At 44.1% G+C, this 11,286-nt stretch carries 9 protein-coding genes; all 9 read left to right on the top strand.

Features of this window, described 5'->3' with window-relative positions; genetic code table 11:
• The first annotated feature begins 261 nt into the window (after nucleotides 1–261).
• The 9 genes from ACT3QN_RS07220 (at nucleotide 262) to ACT3QN_RS07180 (ending at nucleotide 11,272) form a co-directional block, all read left to right on the top strand.
• Nucleotides 262–1,059 carry an ABC transporter ATP-binding protein gene (locus tag ACT3QN_RS07220; RefSeq protein WP_444520984.1) on the top strand — a complete coding sequence of 266 codons (798 nt, stop codon included), beginning with the start codon at nucleotides 262–264 and terminating at the stop codon, nucleotides 1,057–1,059.
• 324 nt (nucleotides 1,060–1,383) lie between these two features.
• The gene (locus ACT3QN_RS07215) at nucleotides 1,384–2,184 is read left to right on the top strand and encodes a transporter substrate-binding domain-containing protein (RefSeq protein ID WP_444529159.1); all 801 of its coding nucleotides are present in this window, start codon (nucleotides 1,384–1,386) and stop codon (nucleotides 2,182–2,184) included.
• A 48-nt stretch (nucleotides 2,185–2,232) separates the two neighbouring features.
• Nucleotides 2,233–3,108: a transporter substrate-binding domain-containing protein gene (locus tag ACT3QN_RS07210; protein WP_444529158.1), complete on the top strand. Its 876-nt coding sequence runs from the start codon at nucleotides 2,233–2,235 to the stop codon at nucleotides 3,106–3,108.
• Between the two features lie 126 nt (nucleotides 3,109–3,234).
• Nucleotides 3,235–4,116, top strand: a complete 882-nt coding sequence (locus ACT3QN_RS07205) for an ABC transporter substrate-binding protein (protein WP_444529167.1) — start codon at nucleotides 3,235–3,237, stop codon at nucleotides 4,114–4,116.
• A gap of 607 nt (nucleotides 4,117–4,723) precedes the next feature.
• The gene (locus tag ACT3QN_RS07200) at nucleotides 4,724–5,458 is read left to right on the top strand and encodes an ABC transporter permease (protein ID WP_444529157.1); all 735 of its coding nucleotides are present in this window, start codon (nucleotides 4,724–4,726) and stop codon (nucleotides 5,456–5,458) included.
• Nucleotides 5,459–5,470: 12 nt separating this feature from the next.
• Complete coding sequence (locus ACT3QN_RS07195; protein WP_444529156.1) at nucleotides 5,471–6,196, top strand: ABC transporter permease; 726 nt, start codon at nucleotides 5,471–5,473, stop codon at nucleotides 6,194–6,196.
• A gap of 202 nt (nucleotides 6,197–6,398) precedes the next feature.
• Nucleotides 6,399–7,028: a fumarylacetoacetate hydrolase family protein gene (locus ACT3QN_RS07190; RefSeq protein WP_444529166.1), complete on the top strand. Its 630-nt coding sequence runs from the start codon at nucleotides 6,399–6,401 to the stop codon at nucleotides 7,026–7,028.
• Nucleotides 7,029–7,323: 295 nt separating this feature from the next.
• A complete protein-coding gene (locus ACT3QN_RS07185; protein ID WP_444529155.1) occupies nucleotides 7,324–9,540 on the top strand; it encodes a PhoX family protein in 2,217 nt (738 codons plus the stop codon).
• A gap of 238 nt (nucleotides 9,541–9,778) precedes the next feature.
• On the top strand, nucleotides 9,779–11,272 hold the full coding sequence (locus ACT3QN_RS07180) for an alpha/beta fold hydrolase (protein WP_444529154.1): 1,494 nt from the start codon (nucleotides 9,779–9,781) through the stop codon (nucleotides 11,270–11,272).
• Nucleotides 11,273–11,286 lie beyond the last annotated feature (14 nt).

The raw sequence follows: 11,286 nt of genomic DNA, 5'->3' as shown, positions 1-11,286 counted from the left end.
AAAGTGATAAAATAAAGCCCAGAGCGATAAACGCAGTCTGGGCTTTTTTTGTATTAATGGTTTCTTGTATGCTGATTAACCCGTTGGTTAAATACAGTATTTGCCTTTTTACTGCGTAATAAGAGACAATATGACATTTTTCGCTTTGCCTCATCAGGCATATTACGATAACGCTCTAGATGTTTATACTATATAGATATAGCTATATAGCGCTCATTTTATTCGTGTTTTCACTCATATTTATTGGAAGTCTGCTGAACCATGCTTGATACTGCAAAAAACCCGACTCGGCCTATCGCCCTAGACTTACAAGACATCCATAAAAGCTACGGCTCGTTAGAAGTATTAAAGGGAGTATCCCTAACTGCTTATGATGGCGATGTTATCTCTATTTTGGGCTCATCTGGCTCAGGTAAGTCGACGTTGCTGCGTTGTATTAACCTTCTTGAAAACCCCAATCATGGTCGTATCTTGATTGGTGACGAAGAGCTGATGCTAAAACCTGCCAAGTCAGGTGAGCTACAAGCAGCAGAAGTGAAGCAATTAGAAAGCTTGCGTGCTCGCGTGGGGTTTGTGTTTCAGAATTTTAATCTGTGGCCACATAAGACGATCCTACAAAACATCATCGAAGGACCAACGCAGGTCCTAAAAATCAAAAAAGCCCAAGCCATCAGTGATGCCGAAAAACTGCTCGACAAAGTAGGGCTACTCGACAAAAAAGACGCTTATCCTGCAAATTTATCTGGTGGTCAGCGTCAACGTGTCGCGATTGCTCGTGCGCTTGCTATGCAGCCACAAGTTCTATTATTTGATGAACCAACCTCTGCGCTAGACCCTGAACTGGTCAACGAAGTGCTTGCGGTAATGCGCGAGCTAGCAGAAGAGGGGCGTACGATGCTTATCGTTACTCACGAAATGCGCTTTGCCCGTGAAGTATCAAGCAAAGTCGTCTTTTTGCATCAAGGGGTGGTTGAAGAGATTGGCACACCTGAGCAAGTCTTTGATAACCCTACCTCTGAGCGCGTCAAAGACTTTATGGCGTCACACCGTCCTACCTGATTTTTTGTCTAGTTTTCTGTCTAATATTAATGGTGGCAATACCTTTGCCACCATCTTTCCTGCCAAATATAAAATTACTCTAACGTAACCATTGTTGACTATTTATTGCCCAATGATAACTATGAGTATGCAAAACGTTTGTTTTTGATATTTTACTCAGGTATTATCAAAAGGTTTATAGACCGTCACATCTCGTGGCTGTCTGCCTTTCTGCTATCTATATTGCTTGTCTGGCAGGGACGTCAGAGAACAAAATATCAGAACCCTAAGCCAGAAAATCCTATCAAAAATTTATGTTAAAACCCATCAGAATTTAAGGAACGTATGATGTCGAATTCTCGCCTATTGTGGTCGTCGATGACCGTTACTGCTGCATTGATGTTGAGCGCTTGTAGCCAACCTGCCGATGAAACCACCGATACCAATGCTGACGCCCCTGCAGCAGAAACCACTGGTAAAACCATCCGTATCGCCACCGAGGGCGCTTACCCTCCATTCAACTACACCAATGCTGATGGCAGCTTGGCAGGTTTTGATATCGATGTTGCCAATGCTTTGTGTGATCAAATGCAAGCCAATTGTGAAATCGTTGCACAGGATTGGGACGGTATTATCCCAGGTCTATTGGCACAAAAATATGATGCGGTAATTGCCGGCATGTCTATCACTGCTGAGCGTCAAGAAAAAGTAGATTTCAGCGAGCCGTACTTTGCCAATACGATGGTGTGGCTGACCAACACTGATGGTGACTTTGATCCTATGGCGATCGAAAACGTAACGCTTGGTGGTCAACGTTCTACTACGCCAGGTGCTTATCTACAGGATAACTACGAAGGTAAAGATGGCAATACCGTTCAATTATACGATAACTATGATAACGCTTATTTAGACCTAAAATCTGGTCGTAGCGATGCTGTATTGGCTGAAAAAGTATCTGCAAAATCATGGTTAGTAGATAACTCAGAAGGCTTTGGTATCGTCGGTGATGAGATTGATAACGATGACAATATTGCCATTGCTGTCCGCAAAGATGACTCACTTAAAGCAGAGTTTGATAACGCGCTTAGCGAAATCCGTAGCAACGGTGAGCTAGCACGTCTAGAACAAGCCAATTTTGGTCAATAAATTTGTGTGTCTAGAGAACATAAACCAATATAGTAAAGGATAGTAAAAATGACAATTTCAATGACATCATCAATGGGTAAAAAAGCATTATGGCTAGCACCACTTAGCGCAGCAATGCTAATGTTGGCAGGTTGTAATGATAGCTCAGCTCCAGCAGAAAATACTGAAGCTGATACCGCTACTGAAGCGCCCTTGGATCTTAAAATCGCTACAGAATCAAGCTTTAAGCCTTTTAGTTACACCGATGCTGAGGGTAATCTAATTGGTTATGAGATTGAGCTGGTTGATGCCTTGTGCGAAGAGATGAATGCAGAATGTGAAGTTATTTCTCAAGATTGGGATGGACTGATTCCAGGGCTAAATGCACAAAAATTTGATGCAGCTATTGCTGGTATGTCGATCACTCCTGAGCGTAAAGAAGTAGTTGATTTTAGCGACCCATACTTTCACAGTGGTATTATCTTAATCGGTAAAAAAGGTGATGATATTAGTGTTGATGAGCTAACAGGTCAACCAATTGCATCACAGCGTTCAACGGTTTCATCACAGTATTTGCAAAACGAGCATGACGATGCTGACATCAAGCTTTATGATACTCAAGATAATGCCTATTTAGATCTGACATCAGGTCGTGTGCGCGCGCTTATGTCTGACAAAGTAGTGGGCGTTGATTGGTTAAAAACTGAGGCAGGTCAAGAATACGAAATCAAAGGTGACGAGATCAGTACTGATGATGATGCAATGGGTATTGCATTCCGTAAAGGCGATCCGTTAGTTGCTAAATTTAATGCGGCATTGGCTGAGCTAAAAGACAACGGCACCTATGATCAAATCACTGGTAGCTATTTTGGTACTAGTTCCACTGCTGCTGCTCAAAAAGCAGTGGACACTGATGATGTTGAAGAAGAAGCGCCAGCTAACTAATACGATATCTAGCAGTTTAACTGCTATTGTTTAAAGACGTGTTGTTTACTCAAGTAAAAACCAAGGATGATCATGAGCAACCAGTGTGCCCCAATCTATACCACGACTGACAAATTCAATGTGAATATGACCAGACGTCTGTCTATGTCATTGCTTGCGCTAGCGACAGCCTTTACCGTTGCTGGCTGTAGCAATAACCAAGAGAGTGCGACTGATACCAATTCAGAGGCTACCGAAGCAATGGCAGCCTCTACAGATGAGGTATTACGCATCGGTACAGAGGGGGCATATGCACCTTTTAACTATACCAATGCTGATGGGACCCTTGGTGGCTTTGATGTTGAGATAGCAAATGCACTTTGTGCAGATATGCAGGTAACTTGCGAGGTTGTAGCGCAGGACTGGGACGGTATTATCCCCGGTCTAAAAGCGGGTAAGTATGATGCGATTGTGGCGGCGATGTCGGTCACACCAGAGCGCGCAGAGCAGGTCAGCTTTACCGATCCTTACTTTAGCAATGCCTTAGTTTTCTTGGCAGAAAAAGACAGCAGCTTTGACCCTAGCAACAATAGCGATATCGACTCTCACTCTATTGCTGCACAGCGTTCGACCATTTCATCGCAATGGCTAGAAGACACGTATCCAAAAGCCGATATGAAGCTTTATGATACGTTGAGCAACGCGTTTTTAGATCTTGGTTCAAACCGTGTCGATGCGATGATTTCTGATAAGCTGCCTGCAATAGAATGGCTGAGCTCATCTGCTGGTAGCAAATATGCACTAAAAGGTGATGAGATTGATATCAATGATAACTTTGCGATAGCGGTACGCCCAGGCGATCCGTTACAAGCGAAGATTAATCAATCTCTTGCTAATCTAAAAGCAAACGGTACTTACGATAAAATCAATCAAAAGTACTTTGCGTTGCCAGCGTCTGCAACGGGCACAGTGGGTGAAGACGTAGAGTCAAATGCTAGTGAGCAACCAACGTCAAAAGCGGCTAGTTAATAACTATCGGCAATCAAAATAACAGTCAAAAAATATTGTTTTGATTAATAAAAGGATATCGCCATCATGGTGATGTCCTTTTTTATTGGCGGTTACATCATCGAATATACATCGTGGTCATCTATCAATTTTGCTCAAATTTAGTCGGTTTGTTGTAGGCTTCTAGAGGTAAGTGTCTGTTTAGGTACAGCTTAGGCTCAGCTTTTACGCGTCAGTATTAACATCACAGCGAGTGAATATGATAAAATCAGCGCTCATTTCTACTGTGTCAATTATCGCAGCGTTAATCGTATTCTTCTGACGTCATTTTTTGACGCCAACCATCCCTATTGATTTGGTATAAAATACGGTGTTTTGCCGCGTTCAGCTATTGATGCTGATTCTTTTAACTCATATTTTGCTAGGGCGTGTCTTCATTTTAAAAATGGTAATAAAAATGAGATAAATTGCAGTCAAATAAGGAAAATAGCGCAAATAATATCGAGATATTAGTCAGCTATTTGACGCCGTTTGGCAAGATTTAGCCGTTTTTAAACCATTTAGATGTCTATCGATTGAATTGAAGACATGCCCTAATTGCTAATATAAAGAGACTGAGTGGATAATCGTGTTTGACTTACAAGGATTTGGCGCGCTTTTATTAAGCGGCGCTACCGTCACCATACAACTAGCTGTGACCAGTCTGATTATTGGTCTGGGCTTAGGCTTGCTCGGCGCAACCGCCAAGATGTCCAATATCTGGTTGCTACGTAAACTTGCGACTGTCTATACTGCGACGATGCGCGGTATACCTGAGCTGTTATTGGTGCTCTTTATTTATTATGGCGGCTCTATCTTGTTGATGAGCATCTTTAAAAAGTTCGGCTACAACGACTATGTCGAAATTAGCGCTTTTTGGGGTGGTGTCATGGCGCTGTCTATTGCTTTTGGTGCGTATGCGACTGAGATTTTTCGCATGTCCATTCAGGAGATTCCAGTAGGACAGCGAGAGGCTGCCCAAGCGATTGGTATGCGTCCTTTGCAGACTTTTTATCGCATCACGTTGCCGCAAGTATGGCAGATTGCTTTACCAGGTTTGGGTAATTTGTTTTTGGTATTGCTCAAAGATACTGCATTGGTATCGGTCGTGGGTCTCAAGGACATCATGTATCAATCATCGCGTGCGGCACAGTCAACGCAGCAGCCGTTTACCTTTTATATGGCAGCAGCGATTATTTATTTGGGTCTGACCATGTTGATTACTGGCTTTATGATGTGGCTTGAGTGGCGCGCCAATCCTGCGGCACGCTATGCCAAAAAGATAAGTCGTCAATCCACTCACAGTCAATCGACCATAGGATAGAGGAGAGATACTATGGATTGGAATTGGCAGGTCATTTTTGACCATATCCCTGATTTATTAGGTGGTGCGGTATTGACCGTACAGCTGGTATTGTTTTCAGGTGTGATTGGATTGCTGTTTGGTTTGGTCTTGGCATTGTTACGACTGTCTAAAAGCTGGGTGGTACAGGTACTACCATTTCTGTATATTTTCTTTTTCCGTGGCACACCGCTGCTGGTACAGATATTCCTGATTTATTACGGTTTGGGTCAGTTCGAGGCTGTACGCGAGTCGTTTTTATGGGAACCAGTACTTAGCCAAGCATATTGGTGCGCCATCATCGCCTTTACTCTTAATACCAGTGCTTATCTAGCAGAGATTATACGCGGTGCGATTCAGACGATTCCTATTGGAGAGCTTGAAGCGGCTGACGCTCTTGGTATGTCAAAATGGCAAAAGCTAACACGTGTTACGCTGCCGCGCGCATTTGGTATTGTGATCCCAGCGTACAGTAACGAAGTTATCTTTATGCTAAAAGGTAGTGCACTAGCTTCGACGATTGCATTGATGGATATTACAGGTGTCGCTCGTACAATTAGTGCGCGAACTTATACCTTGATGGAGCTATTCTTTGCCGCTGGTATCGTCTATCTACTACTGTCGTGGGTTATCTTGTTTAGCTTTAGACTGTTTGAAAAGCGTATGAACCGTCATGCCAGTTATGTACCACCAGATGTCGTGACCAATACGATTTCATAGTTAGCAGTTAGCAGTTAGCAGTTAGCAGTTAGCAACTAAAAATCGTCACAGTTACTGTAGACAATATAGTATGGACTACGGATAAAATAGCCATCATTTACAGGGAGAGTCTAGTATGAGCCAATCACCACATGAGTCATTAGCTAACACCATTGCAGCTGGCGTTAGTGCCGAGCAGGGTGCTATCAATCATAATGAAAGCCTGCGTGCTTCTATTGGTAAAGTCGTCTGTGTTGGTCGCAACTATGCAGCACACGCTGCAGAGTTAGGCAACGAAGTACCAACTACGCCGATACTGTTTATGAAACCTGCGTCTTCAGTGGTCTCTATTCGTGGTGATGTGGTTCGCCCAAGTCCAGAGCTTTTAGGTGAGACTCATTATGAGGCTGAACTATGCATTCAGCTATCAGCTGACTTATCTATGGCGACAATTGAGCAGACTCAGCAAGCGATTGGTGGCGTGACATTGGGACTGGATTTAACCTTGCGTGATTTGCAAAGCAAACTAAAAGAAAAAGGTCATCCGTGGGAGCGTGCCAAGTGTTTTGACGGAGCTTGCGTACTTGCTGATTGGCTTGACCCACAAGCGTTTGGCAATCTGCAGAATGTACAGTATCAGCTGTCTATCAATGATAAATTAACGCAAGATGGCGATAGCGCATTAATGCTGTTTCCTGTCTATGAATTGCTAGTCAATATTAGCCATGCATTTAACTTGCAAGCAGGTGATGTGATTATGACTGGCACGCCAAGCGGCGTTGGTGTGTTGCAAGCAGGTGACAAGCTTCAGCTAAAATTGGGTGATCATGAGTGGGTATCACAAGTACAGTAAGCTTTTTGCGATAACAGATGTATATTTAAAACCCCGAGCTATTGCTTGGGGTTTTTGTTTTTAAGCTTTTATATTTATTTCTTAAATTTGCCAACTGAAAAACCATTCTATCTTTAAATCACTTTACTTATTAATCATCATTAGCAAAGTCGATTGTCATCAGTTTGTCACCTATTGTTCAGCGTGCTGTCATAAAGGTTGAGTAGACTTAAGCGGAATTCGTATTTTTGTGGTCGTAATTATACAGCTGCGATCAACTCTCTGCCAATCTAGCCTAATAGCAAGGTGACTGATAATGACATTATTGAACAATGAGCGAACGCTTGCCCACGAAGTGGTTGAAGACTCAAATCCTACTAATAATACTGACTTTCAGACGATTATCAATCGTCGATTGAACCGCCGTAGTATTCTAAAAGGTGGCACAGGGTTGACGGCTGCCGCCTTTTTTGGCGCATTACCTTTAGCTGGATGTAGTGAAGATGATGATAGAAATATGGTCAGTAATGACAATGATGCAGCCATTCCTGCGCAGGGTGATCTGAAGCGTCCTGATACCTTGAAGTTTGAGGCAGTCGCGCATTCAACTGCGGAGACGATGACCGTAGCGGCAGGCTATAAGGCAGAGATGATATTACCGCTTGGTACACCATTGAACTCTGGTATTGAAGATTGGAAAGACAATCGCGAGCAATCAGCAGAGTCATTTGAATGGCGTATGGGTGACAACCATGATGGTATGTGGTTTTTTGGCAAAAACGGTAATGCTTACGATGCCAAAGCGTCAGAAAACAGCTTGCTCGTCATGAATCATGAATACGTTAACAGCAGTGAGCTTAGCCCATTTGGCTATTACGTCACGCAAGATAATGATGCTATGCCTATCTTTCAAAACCGTCGTCTCGCAAGCGACGTCCGCCGTGAAGTCAACTGTCATGGTGTCTCGGTGGTTGAGTTAACTCGCCGTGCAGATGGTATGGGTTATGAGATGGTGCCTGACTCTAAATACAACCGCCGAATCACCAGTAGTACAACAGCGCAATTGGCTGGCCCTGTGGCAGGTTCTGCTCTAGTTAAGACCAAGTTTGATCCGACAGGCTATCAGACTCGCGGTATCAATAATAACTGCGGCGCAGGTCTGTCACCTTGGGGCACTTATCTGACTACTGAAGAAAATTTCTTAGGTGTGTTTGCCCGTGGACAAGATGCCAATCAGTTGAGTGCTAATGACAACTATGCTCGCGAACGCTACGGTGCGGTAGAGGACTTCCCAGGTTGGGAGTATCTATGGCATACCCCAGAAGCAAAGGATGCCAAGATAACAGACGAGTTCTCACGCTGGGATATGACCGCAGTCGGTGCCAGTGCTGCTGAGGATTATCGCTACGGCTTCAATACCTTTGGTTATATTACTGAGATTGACCCATTTGACCAAAACTCTATACCGCAAAAACGCACTGCACTTGGCCGATTCGCCCATGAAAATTGCGCGTATGCGCCTGTCGAGCAAGGCAAGCCGGTCGTTTTTTATATGGGTGATGATGCTCGAGGTGAGTACATTTATAAGTTTGTCTCCAAAGCGATGTGGTCAAACTCGGATATCGGAGGCGGACTAAAAGCAGGTGATAAATACCTGAATGAAGGCACGCTATACGTGGCGGTGTTTAACGAAGATGGTAGCGGTGAATGGAAAGCGCTTGTCCATGGTCAGAATGGACTGGATGCTTTTAATAGTGCATTACCATTCAATGGTCAAGATGAAGTGTTAGTATTCGCCCGTGCAGCTGCTGATGCTGCTGGTGCTACTAAGATGGATCGACCTGAATGGGTATCGGTCAGTCCTATGACAGGCGATGTCTATGTGACATTGACCAATAATAAATATCGCGGTGTACGTGATGATCAACCTGTCTCAGCTTCCAATCCACGTAGTTATCAGTCAAGCGAAAAGGCACTTGGTAATGACAATGGCCATATCATTCGTTGGGCGGAAGCGGGCGGTGACCATGCTGCAACGAGTTTTGAGTGGGATATCTATTTGTTTGGTGCGCCAAGTGATTTATCAGCAGAAAATCTCTCTCAGCTAAATGATAATAACGACTTTTCTTCACCTGACGGCCTATACTTTGACCCACGCGGTGTCTTATGGATTCAGACAGATGACGGCGCTTATACCGATACCAGTAGCTGTATGTTGCTTGCGGCTCTGCCAGGCAAAGTCAGTGATGGATCGATGATGACCACATCAGCAGGGCAATCAACCCGAGTCGGTACATCTGCCAGCAATGACAATATCAAACGTTTCTTTGTCGGCCCTGAAGGGTGCGAAGTAACAGGTATCACCATGGCGCCAGACTTTAAAACACTGTTTATCAATATTCAGCATCCAGGCAATACATGGGGTGCTGTCGCTGGTGGTAGTATTCCTCGCTCAGCGACTGTCATGATTACTCGTGAGGATGGTGATGTCATACTGGCAGAATCATTTGATACAGCTGATAGCACGACATAGATAGGCGTAAGTTATAGGTGGTCAACAGCAATAACCAAAATGAGTACAACTATAAAAATCCCAAGTTAAGGCTTGGGATTTTTTATTATTACGTTGATTTGATTGTTAAAGAAACCGTCTATCAGTAATCTGACTCTGCTGGTCGCCATCCAGTGCTAAAGTCGAACCATTCACTTCTATTCGCTGTAGTTACAGGATAATATAGAAAATAACTTCTCTCGCTGAATGTGTAAATACTATGAGTAGTCCAAGTGTATTTTATAACGACAGTATTAGTGACAGCGACGCTCAAAATGATAGCAGCTATACTCGTATCCACCATGAACTTGATGCGCATTTTATCCCTGACGCTAGTGTACCGCTACACAGCCACCTATATGAGCAAATCGATCAACTCGAAGCCATTGATATGGATGAACTGGTCAAGCTACTAGCAGATTCGGATGACAGCAATGAAATCAACAAAACACCTGTGTCTTTAACTGACTTTTTTGAAGGGCTGGCGCAGCTTGCCACTATAGGTGTGGTTGAGATTACAGAAATCGTAGAAGCCATTCACCGTGAAGTTATCTTGCGTCCGCTAGGCCGCTTCAATGACAAACATTTGAATAAATGGTCGCGCGGATTTACTGGACGTATCTATGGCACGATACGTCATGTCATGCAGATGGTCGGTAATAACCTGGCGTCTGTACTACGCATATACAAAAACTTAATTATCCAAAAATCAGGGCAACCATTACCAGACTCATTGAAAAAACTGGTCAACGTACTCAATGGTGTCATGGGCGACCATCTTGTCAATAACCAGAATGCGATCGCCATTCCGATGATGCTCTATACTCAAGACGGCAAACCACAAAATGACGTACTATCAGGGCGCATCGCTATTTTGTGCCATGGCTTATGCATGAGTCATTTAAGTTGGCATGCTCAAGTGGATCATGATTTAGGTGAGGCCATTCACATCAGCCAGCCCGATACCACCGTTCTGTATTTAGATTACAACACAGGTCGCCGTATCTCACGTAGCGGCCGTAAGTTCTCTCAATTACTGCAAGCATTGGTCGATGACAACCCAAATATCACTCAGATAGATCTGGTCGGACACAGTATGGGCGGTTTGGTTGCTCGCAGTGCATTGTTTTATGGTGAGCAAGATCGCCTAGATTGGATAAAACGCGTAGGTAACCTCATCACGTTAGGTTCGCCGCATCACGGGGCAGTCCTTGAGCGTATCGGTAACTATGTGCAAGATATCATTGCCAAGCTGCCGTTTGCAGGCTCGCTGGCCAAACTCGGTGATATGCGAAGTGCTGGTATTATCGATCTACGTCATGGCAGTATTCGTGATGCAGACTGGAAGGCATTGGAGGGCCGTAGCGTGTTGCCACAAGATTTCCGTCATCCTGCACAGCTGCCAAGTGATATTAAAACTTACTTTGTCGCTAGTGCTTTGCTTGAAACGCACTATGATTCTAAGGTAACGGACCTGCTAGGAGACAGCTTGGTATCTGTCGCTTCAGCGTTGGGCGAAGATGACGCGGAGCATGCTTTGTTTGTGCCAGATGGTCATAAAGCAGTGTTTTATGGGGTGAATCATATGAACTTGATTCATAGTAGGCGGGTGCGCGAGCAGGTGGTTGAATGGCTACTTGATAATGGCCGAAGTGACTACGCTGGGCGTCCGCGCATACATTCTTATCCTAGAAGTTTGGATTTGGTGGTGTAGTGACTTAATCATAA

The sequence above is a fragment of the Psychrobacter sp. AOP7-C1-14 genome (genome assembly GCF_052376135.1).
Taxonomy (GTDB): domain Bacteria; phylum Pseudomonadota; class Gammaproteobacteria; order Pseudomonadales; family Moraxellaceae; genus Psychrobacter.
Note: the sequence above shows the minus strand (reverse complement) of the source record. Positions and strands in the feature narration are given on the sequence as shown.